Origin of the sequence: Clostridium paridis (assembly GCF_016765615.1) — a bacterium.
Classification (GTDB): Bacteria; Bacillota; Clostridia; order Clostridiales; family Clostridiaceae; genus Clostridium_T; species Clostridium_T paridis.
Genome location: NZ_JAESWA010000022.1, coordinates 421,611 through 436,283, shown reverse-complemented (window position 1 = coordinate 436,283; position 14,673 = coordinate 421,611). Strand labels below are relative to the sequence as shown.

The following is a 14,673-nucleotide window of genomic DNA, read 5'->3' as shown; positions in this document are numbered from 1 at the left end:
GATATGTACATAGCATTTGGTAATCAAATTATTGATAGTAAAGATACTATAGATAAAATTGAAAATAATTCTGAATTTAAAGTTGTTAAAGACATGAGCAAAGGTTCAAAAAGGGATGATATTTTAGCTCTAAACTTAAGCATATCAATAGATATACTAAAAGAAATGATGGAAGACGATGAAATCAACATAAATGAGTATAGTGAAGAAGAATTATTTGAAGAATATCTTACATTAGCAGAAGAAATCGCAACAGATTTAGAAGAATATATTCCAGAAGAATCAATTTTAGATATTAGGGCGTATAAGTGGGATGAATCTGACAATGATATTAAATTAGTTATTGCAGTAACTCATGAAGAGGTAGGAGAAAAGAAACTAAAAGATATAATGAAAAGATTATTAACTCAAGTAGAGTAATAATCTAGGTATTTATATTTATTAAATTACATGGAATATGAGTGTATTTTTAAACAACTATAAATAATCTATAGGATGAGTAATTTATGAGAAAATAAAGTTACTCATCCTAATTTTATTTTTAAAAAGTATATATTTATATAAAATGCAAAATTGTATTTTATTAACATAAAAAAAGCTTTTAACTTTCTGAATATTATGATATCATTTAATTGTGGTAATTATCTGAATATTTTGCAAACGTTTAGCATTTTTTGTCGTTTGCATTAATATAGCACAAGAAAGTCGTTAAATCAAAGCACTTTCCGTGAGAGTATTAATTTTAGAACGATCCGCAAGGGTAGAGGAGGATTATAATGTCACAAGAAATTAAAAAAATAGCATTACTAACAGGAGGCGGAGATTGCCCAGGATTAAACGCTGTAATTAGAGCGGTAACAAGAACAGCAATTTTGCAGTATGGTTATGAGGTTATTGGTTACAAATTTGGGTATCGTGGTTTATATAACAACGATTTTGTTCCACTAACATTAGAAAGTGTTTCAGGAATAGAACATAAAGGTGGAACAATACTATACAGCTCTAATAAAGATAATCTTTTTGATTATTTAGTTAATGAAGACGGTAAGATGGTTAAAAAAGATGTTTCAGATGTAGCAGTAGAAAACATGAAAAAAGAAGGCGTTGATGTTTTAGTTGTTATTGGAGGAGATGGAACACTTACATCTGCTAGAGATTTCTCAAGAAAAGGTGTAAATGTAATAGGTGTACCTAAAACAATAGATAATGATTTAGCAGCAACTGATGTAACCTTTGGTTTTAATACTGCCATTAGTATAGCAACTGAAGCTTTAGATAGACTTCATACTACAGCAGAATCTCATCATAGAGTAATGTTACTTGAAGTTATGGGAAGAAATGCAGGGTGGATTGCTTTAGAATCTGGAATAGCTGGATCAGCAGATGTAATCTTATTACCTGAAATTCCATATGATATTAATAAGATAGTAGAAAAGATTGAAGATAGAAAGAAACATGGAAAACCATTCTCTATTATAGTTGTAGCTGAAGGAGCTAAATCAAAAGATGGAGAAGTGGTTGTAGCTAAAATAGTTGAGGATTCTCCAGATCCAATAAGACTTGGAGGAATAGGTAACAAGTTAGCAGGAGATATAGAGAAAATCATTAAGGAAAATGAAGTTAGATGTACCGTATTAGGACATCTTCAAAGAGGAGGAACAACATCAACCTTTGATAGAATTCTTTCAACAAGATATGGTGTTGCAGCAGCAGACCTAATTAAAGAAGGAAAATTCGGTAATATGGTATGTTTAAAAGGTGATGTAATATCATGTGAAACTCTTGAAAATGTAATTGGAGCAAATAAAAATGTAAATCCTGATGGTGAACTTGTAACTGTTGCTAGAAAGATAGGTATTTCTTTTGGAGATTAATATGGGTTAAGTTAACTTATTGATTAATACTTTGTAGTAAGTGCAAGATTAGAATTTACTCACAAGTATAATTTAAGTTTTTTGTTTAAACCCTTAATGAGAGCACTAATTCCATTGGGATTAGTGCTCAAAATATTTACTCAATATACAAATTATTAAAATACTTCAAAATTTTCTGAAAACATGATATAATAATCTTACAAAAACATAATGTAATGAAAGCTGGAGGGTATTATGAAAGAGATAAAAAAATATTTAGAGTCTAGAATAGGTAATTACAGTTTTTATTTTGAAGATTTACATTCTGGATATATGTATAGTTATAATGAAAACGTTCAAATGGTTGCGGCAGGCTGTATGAAGTTACCTATAGCAGTATCTCTTGTGAAAGCTGTTGAAGATGGAAGATATACTTTCTTAGATAAAATTAAAATAGAAGGAAAAGATAAAGTTTATGGAACTGGTATAATTCATGAATTCGGAGAAAGAGAATATACAATTTTTGAATTATTAGTTGCAATGTTAATTCAAAGTGATAACACTGCTGCGAATAAAATAATTGATTTAGTTGGAATGGATAGAATAAATGAAAATATCAAGGAAATGGGACTTAGAAACACAGTTTTAAATAGAAAAACTGCTGATGAAAGAACAGAAAAAAGCGATTTAGAAAATATAACTTCAGCTTATGATCTTTCAATGATATGGAAGCACCTTTATAATGCTACTTATTTAAATAAAGAAAATAGCACTATGATTGTAGATATATTAAGAAGACAACAAATTAAGAATAAACTTGCTTTATATATTTCAGATGATTTGAAATATGATATATCATCTAAAACTGGTGATAAGAAGGGTGTAGAAAATGATACTCAGTTAATTCAATTATCAAAAGGTAACTTTGTGTTTACTGTATTATCAATGGAAATACCTAACAGCGTATATGGTACCATAACTCTTGCTAAGTGTGGCAAGATGATGTGGGATAATGTAATGAATAATTGGCACTAAGCCATAAAATATAAATAACTCCTAGGTTCTAGGAGTTATTTTTTTTAGGAATTATACTATGAGTTATTAATGATAATAAATATAATATATAATTAAAATAGTGGAAAGTTTTAGTGGGTTGAGCAGTTATGCTAAGGAGTAAAGTATATGAAGACTAAAAAATATGTTATCTACTTATTAATTATTATTTTACTATTCGTTTGTTGCGTAGAAATAGGTTTGAAAACAACCGTAGGGAGCAATATTCTTAGTAGGTATGAATGGACGCAGAAGAAAGACCAATTAGAAAATACAGAAATTTCAAAGATTACATTTTATACTGGGGGAATCAATGCTAAAAATGTTGAACTTACTGGTTCCGAAAAGGATAATTTTATAGAGTATTTATTGAACTCAGAATTTTACCGTAGTAATAGCTCAGGTCAAATAGATGGAGGAATGGCCATTATTTTAAATTCAAAAGATGGTTCTCATGACTCTTTTGAATATTGTGGCGGAGATATTTTTCAAATATCTCATAATGGGAATTTATTTTCAATAAAAAATGAAGAACTTGAAAAAATCCTATTGAAATATAATGTAACTTTATAAATGAAAACTGTAATATGCCTTAAGAATATTATAATAAGTATTATTAAAAACTATAATTTAATGAACATTAGTAAAATATTACGTATAAGAGAGGATGAGGAATATGGGTTCCTTAATGATGCATTATTGTATTTTCAATGAATTAAGTAAGAGTTTAAAAGTAAACAAAAATAGATTTCTTATGGGGATGCTGTCAACTGACATTTCTCATTTAGCAAAAGAACCTAAAAACAAATCTCATTTCATGACAGTAGACGAAAATGGAGTAAGATTTGTGAATTATTATGATTTCTATAAGAAGTACAAGCTCAAATTTAGTGACTGTTACTTCTTAGGATATTTTTGTCATTTAATCTCAGATGATATTTGGCACAATCTTAGACCTACTATGGAAGTAAATATATTACCACCAGAAGAAAGAAGTACTGCAAAAATCAAGTATCTTAACGATTTACGCCAATTAAATTCAGTAATAGTAAATACTTATAAACTGGAAAATAATATTCCTAATATAGGTAAGCTGGAAGTTGATGATGTGATGAAATCAGTGGAAATAGATGAGATAAATATAAATTTATTGCCCCAAATACTTACGCAAGCCAGTCAGTATTTTGAAGCCAATCCTCAAATATCGAATAAGCCATTAGAAATATTTACGGTTGATGAAATAAACGAATATATAAATAATTCAGTTACTATTTCTTTAGAGAAATTAGCCGAAATTGCAAATTAAAATGCTCTATATTGTTACGCAATATTCTTATATTGAGTACTATAGATGAACAATCCAATCTATAATTTTTAAGACTATGTTTCAACATTATATTAAAATATGAAATTAGTCGCCTGTCTATTTTTCAGAGTATAAAATATATCCTAAGGACAATAATAATACTTAAGAGGTGTTAATATGACTAACAAGCTTAGGGTAACGAAAAAACAAATGGCACGCTTAGGTTTAAAGAAAAATGAATCAGGTGATTATGAATATATCGATCCTGAAGAAAAAAACAGATCAAAATATAATCCAGTTAGAAAAGAGTCTAAATAGACTCTTTCTTTTCAAATAAGAAGAAGGAGAGACGATACGGTGAATATAAAATCGTACTTTTTTAATGTAAATACCTTTACTGAAAAGTTAATAGAAGAGAATCTTAGTGAATTTGTAGAATATAGTTTAGAAATACTTCCAGAATTCAATGGAGTATATTTTATTTATAAGAAAGATACAGAAGATTTAATGTTTATAGGGAGTACTTCAGGAAGTGGTAATTTAAAAAATAAATTATTAGAAAGTATCATGCCAGAATATGTTAGTGAAACCTTTAAGAATAAGGTGATGGAGGATGTATTTAAAACTACTAGCTGGGTTGAAAATGAGATTGGTGAAGAAAATAAAAATATAGAATATATAGGTAAAGTAATAGAATATATAAAATCAAATTACAAACTTAAGTTTTTACTTTTGCCTAATGAGGTGGAAGAAAATGAAGTCCTTTTGGTAGAGAAAGCGTGCATTTCACTAAAAAAACCGATATATAATGTGCCTTAATATTGCAAAGCTTTTCAATATGCTATATAGTAAATATATATTATCCTGTGTATTGCGATAATAGGAGGGAAACCGATTGAAAAGATGGTTTTTATTAATTGAAGGAGTACTGTGTGGTACATATAAGGATCAGGAGGAAGCAAAAAAGGATTATAAGAGAGCAAAAGAATGCTATCCATATGATGATCAGTTAGTTGAACTTGCGGAAGTAGTTGATTCTACAGCAACTAATAAAACAATAAATGTAAACACAGTTAAGGGTTTCAATGAGACACTTGCTAAGCTGAAAGTTTTAGTAGTGTATAACAGACCAACCATTGCAGTAAATAAAAGAAGAAGGGTTGAAAAAGACTCTAATTCAGACTCTCTTACCTAAAACTATCATTTATATTTTTAATTATACCTAAAAAACATTGACATTTTATGTGATCTTTGATATTCTCTATATAAATTAAAACCTTTAAATTGATCCAGAGAGGTCGTTAAGGAAGCTATTTTAATGAAGCATTGATAAGATTATTATGCCTTCCTTTATGGAAGGCATTTTTTTTATAAATTTAAAAACCTTTAAATTAACACAGAGAGGTTAAAAAGGAGGAAATTATGAATAATATAAAACATCTAATAGATCCCATGGATCTATCTATTATGGAACTTGAGGATATATTGGGCTTAGCTAACGATATAATGAAAAATCCTAAGGAATACTCACATCTTTTAAGTGGTAAGATACTTGCCACATTATTTTATGAACCTAGTACAAGGACAAGATTCTCATTTGAAGCTGCTATGATGAAGCTTGGAGGAAATATACTAGGATTTTCAGAACCTAACTCATCTTCTGTTTCTAAAGGAGAAAGTCTTTCAGATACTATAAAAATAGTTTCAACTTATGCAGATATTATTGCCATGAGACATCCAAAAGAAGGTTCAGCAAAAGTAGCAACTATTTATTCATCAGTACCAATAATTAATGCTGGAGATGGTGGACATCAGCACCCAACTCAAACATTAACAGATCTATTAACAATAAAAAGTCTTAAAGAGAATCTAGAAGGGCATGTAATAGGAATTTGTGGAGACTTAAAGTTTGGAAGAACAGTTCACTCACTTATAAAAGCCATATCTAGATATAAAAATAATAAAATAATCTTAATATCCCCAGAGGAATTGACTATCCCGCAATATATAAGGGATGAAATTTTAATAAAAGAAAATATACCATTTATAGAAGTAGAAAGATTAGAAGATGTAATTGATAAATTAGATATTCTATACATGACAAGAGTTCAAAAAGAAAGATTTTTTAATGAAGAAGATTATATAAGACTGAAAGATAGTTATATTTTAGACCAAAGTAAAATGTCTAAAGCTAAAAAGGACATGATAGTTCTTCACCCTTTACCAAGAGTCAATGAGATAGCTCAAGAAGTGGACAAAGATCCAAGAGCATGCTATTTCAAGCAAGCTGAATATGGAATGTATGTAAGAATGGCTTTAATTCTTAAACTTTTGGAGGTGAGATAATGCTAAAAATAACTACTATAAAAAGCGGTGTAGTAATAGATCATATAAGGGCTGGACTAGGAATTAAAATATTTAATTACTTAGAATTAAATAAGGTGGACTATCCAGTAGCACTTATCATGAATGTTACCAGTAATAAATTAGGTAAAAAAGATATTATAAAGATTGAGGATATAAGTATCAAAGACTATACCTTCCTTAAGCTTATATCTCCAAGTATTACAATCAACGTAGTTAAGAATGAAGAGATAGTAGAAAAGATAAAGCCTGAATTACCATCTAGAGTTGAGAATATATTTTATTGTAAAAATCCAAGATGTATAACATCAGTAGAAGCACACATTCCACAAGCTTTTAAACTTACCAATAAAGAAGAGGGTATTTATAGATGTGAGTATTGTGATGAAACAAGTGAATTCTCAAAATTATAGGGGGTTAGGCATGGATTTATTAATAAAGGCTGCAAGAATAATTGATGAAAGTCATGATTTTGTAGGAGACGTATATATTCAAAATGGATTAATAAAAGAAATTGGCACTTCAATTGAGAAAAATGTACAAGTAATTAATGGAGAGGGTTTAACTTTAATGCCTAGCTTTATAGATACACATGTACATTTTAGAGAGCCGGGGTTTACTTATAAAGAAGATATAGAAACTGGATCTAGGGCAGCATTAAAAGGTGGATTTACTTTTGTGAATTTAATGGCTAATACTAACCCAATTTGTTCTAGCAAGGAAGTTCTTGATTATGTATATAAGAAAAATGAAGAAGTAGGGTTAATAGACTTACATCAATGCCTGTCTATTACCAAAGATTTTGATGGGGAGAGCATTACACATCTTAATAATTTCCAAGGAAATTTAGTTGTAAAAGCAATATCTGACGATGGAAAAGGGGTCATGGATTCTAAGGTTATGCTAGATGCAATGGGGATAGCTAAAAATAATAATTGGGTAGTTATTTCACATGCTGAAAATCATGAATTTTCAAACATAGACATGAGACTTGCAGAAAATCTAATGACACTAAGAGATGTTGAACTTGCTAAATATTCTAAAGCCAAGCTTCACATGGCACATATATCAACTAAAGAGGCTATGAAATGTGTTATTGATGGAAAAAAAGAAGGAGCAAATGTAACAGCGGAAGTTACCCCTCATCACATTTCATTAAATACAGAAATATCTAACTATAGAGTTAACCCTCCTATAAGAGAAGAGGAAGATAGAAAATACTTAATTAAAGCTATTAAGGATGGCTATGTAGATGTAATAGGAACAGATCATGCTCCACATAGCAAAGAGGATAAAGAAAAGGGTGCACCAGGAATGGTAGGACTTGAAACTGCTTTCTCAGTTTGTTATACAACATTAGTTAAAGAAAATGAAATAAGTTTAAAAACACTAAGTAAGTTAATGTCAGCGAATCCATGTGAACTTTTTGGGATTAATAAGGGAAGAATATCGCCAGGATATGATGGAGATTTAGTATTAGTGGATTTAAATTCTAAAAATAAGATTAATTCAAATAATTTTGCATCAAAAAGCAATAACACACCATTTGATGGCATGGAATACTTCGGAGAGGTTGTTATGACAATAAAGGCTGGAAAAATAGCATATAGAAAGTAGGGGGAAATATTGAATATAATTGATAGATTATTTAAAAGGGTAGAAGAAAAAGGTGTAGTTTGCGTAGGATTAGATACAAGCATTGAGTATGTTCCAGAATATATTATAAAAGCTAGCTTAGATGAAGCAGAGGCAATACTTAAATTCAATAAAGAAATCATAGATGGAACTTATGATGTTGCTGCAGTTTTTAAAGTTCAAATAGCTTATTATGAGGCATTGGGCATAAAAGGACTAGAGGTTTATAAGAAGACCTTAGATTATTTAAGAGAAAAAGAAGCAATAATCATCGCAGATATAAAAAGAGGAGATATTGCAGCAACTGCTAAGATGTATGCCAAAGCACATTTTGAAGGAGATTTTGAGGCAGACTTTATTACATTAAGTCCTTATATGGGAATGGATTCAATAGAACCATATTTGCCATATCTCGAAAGAGGGAAAAAAGGATTATTCCCGCTTGTTAGAACATCAAACCCAGGGGCAAATGACATTGAATTCCTAGACACAACTTTAGGACATAAGGTATACCATGAGGTTGGAGATAGATTAACTAAAATGGGAGAAGCTTGTTTAGGGGAATGTGGTTATTCTCAAATAGGGGGAGTGCTTGGATGTACCCATAGAGAAGAAGCTAAGGAATTAAGAAGTAGGTTCTCAAAAATGTTCTTTTTAATCCCAGGATATGGTGCTCAAGGAGGAAAGGCTGAAGATGTAGCACTATACCTAAACAAAGGAAATGGTGGAGTAGTCAATTCCTCAAGAAAAATATTATTAGCTTATAAAGAAGGAGACGGTAAAGAATCCCTAGGTTATTATGCCAGAAAAGAAGTTATTAGAATGAGAGACGAAATCTTAGATGCAGTTAATAAAGTAGGTTAGGAGTGGTTTTATGGAATATAAGTTAGCAGAGATTATAAGTAATGTTGAAATTAGTCCCAATATTTATAGAATAGATATTGCTGAAAAAAATGAGGTTAAGGCAGGTCAATTCTATATGTTGAAACTAAATGGAAAAACACTCCTACCAAGACCAATCTCAGTAAGTAATTGGGATGGTGAAGCAGTATCATTTGTATATGCGGTAGTTGGCAGAGGTACAGAAGAATATGCAAAACTTAGGTCTGGAGATAAGATTTACGTCACTGGTGCATTAGGTAATGGATTTATAACTAATGAGGATTTAGGAAAGGTTGCTATAGTTTCTGGTGGAATAGGAACAGCGCCATTTTTACAGGTATCAAGAGAGCTTAGATGTAACTTTCCTAATATGAAGATAGATTTATATGCAGGCTTTAGAGATGACATATACCTAAGGGATGAGCTGAATGAATATTGTAATGAAGTTAATATTTCAACTAATACTGGAAAGCATGGTATAAAAGGCTTTGTAACAGATTTAATAGATATGGACAATTATGATACTATCTTGTGTTGTGGTCCTGAAGTAATGATGAAAAAGGTAGTTGAAATGGCTAAAGAAAAGAATAAGAGAATATATGTGTCCTTAGAAAAACATATGGCTTGTGGAGTAGGAGCGTGCCTTGTATGTACCTGTAAGACTAAGGATGGAAATAAGAGAACCTGCAAAGATGGGCCAGTTTTTGACGGAAACTATATAGAGATGTAAGGAGGGTAAAGATTATGATGAAAGTAAATATAAATGGTGTAGAATTCAAGAATCCAGTAATTGCAGCCTCTGGTACATTTGGATTCGGAGCAGAGTATAATAATTTTTATCCTGTAAGTATATTAGGAGGAATTTCTTCAAAGGGATTAACTTTAAATCCAAAAGAAGGCAATGATGGAATACGAGTTTGGGAAACCCCTATGGGAATGATGAACTCTGTAGGATTACAAAATCCAGGAGTTAAAGGGTTTATTGAAGTAGAACTTCCTAAAATGAAAAAGCTAGATACAAATATAATAGCCAATGTTGGTGGAGCAACTATTGAAGATTATGAAAAAGCTTGTGAAATGCTAAATGAAACAGACATAGATATGATTGAATTAAATATATCATGTCCTAATGTTAAGTCAGGGGGAATGGCTTTTGGGATTAAATCAAATGTTGCAGCAGAAGTTGTTTCTAAAATTAAGAAAATAACTAATAAGCCATTAATGGTTAAACTTTCACCTAATGCAGAAGATATAGTTGACATGGCATATTCTTGTGTGAATGCAGGGGCAGATTCACTATCATTAATTAACACACTAAAAGCAATGGCTATAGATATACATAGGAGAAAACCGGTTTTTAATAATGTAACAGCAGGATTATCAGGTCCAGCAGTAAAACCTATAGCACTTAGAATGGTTTATGAGGTGAGTTCGGCAGTATCTGTCCCCGTAATTGGACTTGGGGGAATAGAGAGTGGAAAAGACGCTATTGAATTTATAATGGCAGGGGCTAACGCAATACAGATAGGCACAGTAAATTTTTATGACCCTTTAGCAGGCAAGAGAATAATAAAAGAAATGGAAGATTTCCTAATAGCTGAAGGAATAAAGAATATAAATGAACTTGTAGGAATAGCTAAGATTTAAAAATAGGAGGGGTAAAATGGAAGCATATAAAAAAGAATTTATTGATTTTATGATTGAATGTGGAGTATTAACCTTTGGAGATTTTGTTACTAAGAGTGGAAGGAAGACACCTTTCTTTATAAATACTGGTAACTATAAAAAAGGAAGTCAACTAAGTAGACTAGGAGATTTTTATGCAAAAGCCATAAAGGAAAATTTTAATGAAGATTTTAACATAGTATTTGGACCAGCATACAAAGGAATACCTTTAAGTGTGGCTACTACTATATCTTTAAGTAAGCTATATGATATGGATGTAAACTATTGTTCAAACAGAAAAGAAGTAAAGGACCACGGAGATACAGGAATTCTTTTAGGAAGTAAAATAAAAGATGGTGATAAGATATTAATTGTAGAAGATGTAACTACAGCAGGAACCTCTATTTATGAAACAATGCCAATACTAGAAGCTCAGGGAAAAGTAGAAGTTAAAGGACTAATTATTTCAGTAGATAGAATGGAAAAAGGTAAGGGAGAAGAGTCAGCACTAAAAGAGATACGCGATAATTTTGGCTTTAAAACATGTGCCATAGTTACTATGGAAGAAGTGGTGGAATATTTATATAATAAAGAAGTTAATGGGCAAGTTTTAATTGATGATACAATGAAAAAAAGAATAGAAGATTATTATAAAGTATATGGAACTAAATAGGTTTGTGTAAAAATATGGGTATAGTTTGTTAAATGATTGTCATTTTCAACTATATCTTTTTTATAATTTGTTATTTATGGATAATAATTATTAACAATAAATGAAACTTTTTATCATTTACATAAATCTATTAACTTTTACATACTTATAAGATATAATGAAGTTGTAAACTTCAGGTAGGAGGAATGTGCAATGTTTAAACAATGGGATGAATTCAAGGAAGGTACCTGGCAAGAAAAGATAGATGTTAGGAACTTTATTCAAAAAAATTACACACCATATGAAGGTGATGATAAGTTTTTACAAGGTATTACTGATAAAACTAAAAAGGTTTGGGATAAATCAAGTGAATTAATACTTGAGGAAATCAAAAAAGGCATCATAGATGTGGCAACAGATAGAGTTTCAGGCATAGATAGCTATGAAGCTGGTTACATAGATAAGGAAAATGAAGTTATAGTAGGCTTACAGACAGACGCTCCGTTAAAAAGAATAGTAAATCCATTTGGTGGATGGAGAATGGTTGAGCAATCATTAGAAGCTTACGGATATTCTATAGATGAAGAAATAGCTGAGAATTTTCCTAAGTATAGAAAGACACACAATCAAGGAGTATTTGATGCCTATACTGATGAAATTAGATGGGCAAGAAGTGCAGGATTATTAACTGGTCTTCCTGATGCATATGGAAGAGGAAGAATAATAGGTGATTATAGAAGAATTGCTCTTTATGGAATTGACTTTTTAATAGAAGAAAAGAAAAAGGATTTAAAAAATCTAAAGGGTGATATGCTAGATGAACTTATTAGAAAAAGAGAAGAAGTTTCTGAGCAAATAAGAGCCCTTGGAGCAATAAAGAATATGGCATTAAAATATGGCGTAGATCTATCTAAGCCAGCAGAAAATGCAAAAGAAGCAGTACAAGCTGTATATCTTGGATATCTTTCAGCAGTTAAAGAAAATAATGGTGCTGCAATGTCTTTAGGAAGAACTTCAACTTTCTTAGATATATACATAGAGAGAGATTTAAAGAGAGGTCTATTAACTGAAAAAGAAGCACAAGAAATAATAGATCAATTCATAATTAAACTAAGATTAGTTAGACATTTAAGAACTCCAGAATATAATGATTTATTTGCAGGAGATCCAACTTGGGTTACTGAATCAATTGGAGGAATGGGAGTAAACGGTAAGACATTAGTAACTAAAAACTCCTTTAGATATTTACATACTTTATCAAATTTAGGATCTGCGCCAGAACCAAATATGACAGTTTTATGGTCTGATTCTTTACCAGAAGGATTTAAAAAGTACTGTGCAAAGATGTCTATACTAACAGATTCTATTCAATATGAAAATGATGAAGTTATGAGACCTATATATGGAGACGATTATGCAATAGCTTGTTGTGTATCTGCCATGAAGGTTGGAAAACAAATGCAATTCTTTGGAGCTAGATGTAACTTAGCGAAATCCTTATTATACTCTATTAATGGTGGAGTAGATGAGAAGAAGGGTACAGTAGTTGTACCAGGAGTTGAGAAAATAGAAGATGAAATACTTGATTACGAAAAAGTAAAAGCAAGTTATTTTAAAGTATTAGAATATGTTGCTAAGCTATATGTTGATACTATGAATATAATTCACTTTATGCATGATAAATATGCTTATGAAGCAGGACAAATGGCTCTACATGATACTGAAGTTGGTAGATTAATGGCATTTGGAATTGCAGGTCTTTCTGTAGCTACTGATTCATTAAGTGCTATAAAATATGCAAGAGTTAGACCAATCAGAGAAAATGGAATAACTGTTGATTTTGAAATTGATGGAGATTTCCCTAAGTATGGAAATGATGATGATAGAGTTGATGATATAGCTGTTGAATTAGTAAATAAGTTCTCAAGTGAGCTTAAAAAGCACCCACTATATAGAGAAGCAAAACATACATTATCAGTGTTAACTATCACATCAAACGTAGTTTATGGTAAGAAAACAGGTGCAACTCCTGATGGAAGAAAAGCAGGAGAACCATTTGCTCCAGGTGCAAACCCAATGCATGGAAGAGATAATAATGGTGCTTTAGCTTCATTAAATTCAGTTGCTAAGATACCATATAATGAAGTTTGTGAAGATGGAGTATCAAATACTTTCTCAATAGTACCAGATGCTTTAGGTAAGGCAGAGGATGAAAGAGAAGGAAACTTAGTTGGAGTTTTAGATGGATACTTTACACAAGGAGCTCATCACTTAAATGTTAATGTGTTTAATAGAGAAACATTAATGGATGCAATGGACCATCCTGAAAAATATCCTTCATTAACTATAAGAGTTTCAGGTTATGCCGTTAACTTTAATAGATTAACAAGAAAACAACAACAAGAAGTTATAAGCAGAACTTTCCACGAAAGTTTATAACTAAGTAAAAGATTAAGGGAGGCTAGAATAGGGGTTTACATAAATCCCTACAGCCTCCTATTTTTAAAAGAGGTGATAACATGATAAAAGGAAATATTCATTCAATAGAAACAATGGGATTAGTGGATGGTCCAGGGATAAGAGTTGTGGTCTTTTTTCAAGGATGTGCACTTAGATGTTCTTTTTGTCATAATCCAGATACATGGAATACTAAAGGGGGTACTGAATATACACCCGAAGAGTTAGTTAGAAAAATCGAAAGATATAAAACATATTTTAAAAACTCTGGTGGAGGCGTCACTTTTTCAGGAGGGGAGCCACTTCTGCAACCTGAGTTTCTAATTGAAGTACTGAAATTATGTAAATCGAGAGGAATTCATACAGCTATAGATACTGCAGGAGTTGGGTTAGGGAAATATGAGGAAATACTTGAATTAGTAGATTTAATTCTTTTTGATGTTAAACATTATGATCCAATAGAATATGAAAAGATTACTGGAAGAAATATAGATGAAAGTTTAAAGTTTTTAGCTCTAGCAAATAAGATGAATAAAAAGATGTGGATTAGGCATGTTATGATGCCAGGAGTAACGGACAACGAAGAATCAATTAATAAACTTGGAGAAATTATAAGAAGCCTTAACAATGTTGAGAGAATTGAAGTTTTGCCATATCATTTGCTTGGAGTTAATAAGTATGAAGCACTTGGTATGAAATATAAGCTCGAATTAATGCCAGCAATGAATAAGAATAAAGCAAAAGAATTAGAAAAATTACTAATAGAAGTAAGCAAAAAATAAAAAGAGGCATTGCCTCTTTTTCAT

General features: G+C 30.8%; 17 protein-coding genes. All 17 read left to right on the top strand.

What is annotated here, in order from left to right:
• The first annotated feature begins 3 nt into the window (after positions 1 to 3).
• Positions 4 to 420 carry a hypothetical protein gene (locus tag JK634_RS09890; RefSeq protein ID WP_202767485.1) on the top strand — a complete coding sequence of 139 codons (417 nt, stop codon included), beginning with the start codon at positions 4 to 6 and terminating at the stop codon, positions 418 to 420.
• A 356-nt stretch (positions 421 to 776) separates the two neighbouring features.
• Positions 777 to 1,874 (top strand): 6-phosphofructokinase, encoded by a 1,098-nt coding sequence (locus JK634_RS09885; RefSeq protein WP_202767484.1) that lies wholly within the window; start codon positions 777 to 779, stop codon positions 1,872 to 1,874.
• Positions 1,875 to 2,108: 234 nt separating this feature from the next.
• Entirely contained in the window at positions 2,109 to 2,888 is a 780-nt protein-coding gene (locus tag JK634_RS09880; RefSeq protein ID WP_202767483.1) for a serine hydrolase, read from the top strand.
• 147 nt (positions 2,889 to 3,035) lie between these two features.
• Positions 3,036 to 3,479 (top strand): hypothetical protein, encoded by a 444-nt coding sequence (locus tag JK634_RS09875; protein ID WP_202767482.1) that lies wholly within the window; start codon positions 3,036 to 3,038, stop codon positions 3,477 to 3,479.
• A 103-nt stretch (positions 3,480 to 3,582) separates the two neighbouring features.
• Positions 3,583 to 4,212 (top strand): zinc dependent phospholipase C family protein, encoded by a 630-nt coding sequence (locus tag JK634_RS09870; RefSeq protein ID WP_202767481.1) that lies wholly within the window; start codon positions 3,583 to 3,585, stop codon positions 4,210 to 4,212.
• Positions 4,213 to 4,389: 177 nt separating this feature from the next.
• A complete protein-coding gene (locus JK634_RS09865) occupies positions 4,390 to 4,530 on the top strand; it encodes a hypothetical protein (RefSeq protein WP_202767480.1) in 141 nt (46 codons plus the stop codon).
• A 39-nt stretch (positions 4,531 to 4,569) separates the two neighbouring features.
• Positions 4,570 to 5,031, top strand: a complete 462-nt coding sequence (locus tag JK634_RS09860) for a hypothetical protein (RefSeq protein ID WP_202767479.1) — start codon at positions 4,570 to 4,572, stop codon at positions 5,029 to 5,031.
• 76 nt (positions 5,032 to 5,107) lie between these two features.
• The gene (locus JK634_RS09855) at positions 5,108 to 5,407 is read left to right on the top strand and encodes a hypothetical protein (RefSeq protein WP_202767478.1); all 300 of its coding nucleotides are present in this window, start codon (positions 5,108 to 5,110) and stop codon (positions 5,405 to 5,407) included.
• Positions 5,408 to 5,634: 227 nt separating this feature from the next.
• Positions 5,635 to 6,558 (top strand): aspartate carbamoyltransferase, encoded by a 924-nt coding sequence (gene pyrB, locus JK634_RS09850; protein ID WP_202767477.1) that lies wholly within the window; start codon positions 5,635 to 5,637, stop codon positions 6,556 to 6,558.
• The gene (locus JK634_RS09845; protein WP_202767476.1) at positions 6,558 to 6,989 is read left to right on the top strand and encodes an aspartate carbamoyltransferase regulatory subunit; all 432 of its coding nucleotides are present in this window, start codon (positions 6,558 to 6,560) and stop codon (positions 6,987 to 6,989) included. The genes pyrB and JK634_RS09845 overlap by 1 nt, the downstream gene beginning before the upstream one ends.
• 10 nt (positions 6,990 to 6,999) lie before the next feature.
• Positions 7,000 to 8,193, top strand: a complete 1,194-nt coding sequence (locus JK634_RS09840) for a dihydroorotase (RefSeq protein ID WP_202767475.1) — start codon at positions 7,000 to 7,002, stop codon at positions 8,191 to 8,193.
• Between the two features lie 6 nt (positions 8,194 to 8,199).
• Complete coding sequence (gene pyrF, locus JK634_RS09835) at positions 8,200 to 9,075, top strand: orotidine-5'-phosphate decarboxylase (RefSeq protein ID WP_202768099.1); 876 nt, start codon at positions 8,200 to 8,202, stop codon at positions 9,073 to 9,075.
• A 10-nt stretch (positions 9,076 to 9,085) separates the two neighbouring features.
• Positions 9,086 to 9,823: a dihydroorotate dehydrogenase electron transfer subunit gene (locus JK634_RS09830; RefSeq protein ID WP_202767474.1), complete on the top strand. Its 738-nt coding sequence runs from the start codon at positions 9,086 to 9,088 to the stop codon at positions 9,821 to 9,823.
• A gap of 14 nt (positions 9,824 to 9,837) precedes the next feature.
• Positions 9,838 to 10,740, top strand: a complete 903-nt coding sequence (locus JK634_RS09825; protein ID WP_202767473.1) for a dihydroorotate dehydrogenase — start codon at positions 9,838 to 9,840, stop codon at positions 10,738 to 10,740.
• Positions 10,741 to 10,756: 16 nt separating this feature from the next.
• The gene (pyrE, locus tag JK634_RS09820) at positions 10,757 to 11,431 is read left to right on the top strand and encodes an orotate phosphoribosyltransferase (RefSeq protein WP_202767472.1); all 675 of its coding nucleotides are present in this window, start codon (positions 10,757 to 10,759) and stop codon (positions 11,429 to 11,431) included.
• 192 nt (positions 11,432 to 11,623) lie between these two features.
• Positions 11,624 to 13,849 (top strand): formate C-acetyltransferase, encoded by a 2,226-nt coding sequence (pflB, locus tag JK634_RS09815; RefSeq protein WP_202767471.1) that lies wholly within the window; start codon positions 11,624 to 11,626, stop codon positions 13,847 to 13,849.
• Positions 13,850 to 13,929: 80 nt separating this feature from the next.
• Complete coding sequence (gene pflA / locus JK634_RS09810; protein WP_202767470.1) at positions 13,930 to 14,649, top strand: pyruvate formate-lyase-activating protein; 720 nt, start codon at positions 13,930 to 13,932, stop codon at positions 14,647 to 14,649.
• Positions 14,650 to 14,673 lie beyond the last annotated feature (24 nt).

Coding starts and splice junctions, on each gene's coding strand:
- JK634_RS09890 (WP_202767485.1), top strand. CDS start 4: ATGTACATAGCATTTGGTAATCAAATTATTGATAGTAAAGATACTATA.
- JK634_RS09885 (WP_202767484.1), top strand. CDS start 777: ATGTCACAAGAAATTAAAAAAATAGCATTACTAACAGGAGGCGGAGAT.
- JK634_RS09880 (WP_202767483.1), top strand. CDS start 2,109: ATGAAAGAGATAAAAAAATATTTAGAGTCTAGAATAGGTAATTACAGT.
- JK634_RS09875 (WP_202767482.1), top strand. CDS start 3,036: ATGAAGACTAAAAAATATGTTATCTACTTATTAATTATTATTTTACTA.
- JK634_RS09870 (WP_202767481.1), top strand. CDS start 3,583: ATGGGTTCCTTAATGATGCATTATTGTATTTTCAATGAATTAAGTAAG.
- JK634_RS09865 (WP_202767480.1), top strand. CDS start 4,390: ATGACTAACAAGCTTAGGGTAACGAAAAAACAAATGGCACGCTTAGGT.
- pyrB (WP_202767477.1), top strand. CDS start 5,635: ATGAATAATATAAAACATCTAATAGATCCCATGGATCTATCTATTATG.
- JK634_RS09845 (WP_202767476.1), top strand. CDS start 6,558: ATGCTAAAAATAACTACTATAAAAAGCGGTGTAGTAATAGATCATATA.
- JK634_RS09840 (WP_202767475.1), top strand. CDS start 7,000: ATGGATTTATTAATAAAGGCTGCAAGAATAATTGATGAAAGTCATGAT.
- JK634_RS09830 (WP_202767474.1), top strand. CDS start 9,086: ATGGAATATAAGTTAGCAGAGATTATAAGTAATGTTGAAATTAGTCCC.
- JK634_RS09825 (WP_202767473.1), top strand. CDS start 9,838: ATGATGAAAGTAAATATAAATGGTGTAGAATTCAAGAATCCAGTAATT.
- pyrE (WP_202767472.1), top strand. CDS start 10,757: ATGGAAGCATATAAAAAAGAATTTATTGATTTTATGATTGAATGTGGA.
- pflB (WP_202767471.1), top strand. CDS start 11,624: ATGTTTAAACAATGGGATGAATTCAAGGAAGGTACCTGGCAAGAAAAG.
- pflA (WP_202767470.1), top strand. CDS start 13,930: ATGATAAAAGGAAATATTCATTCAATAGAAACAATGGGATTAGTGGAT.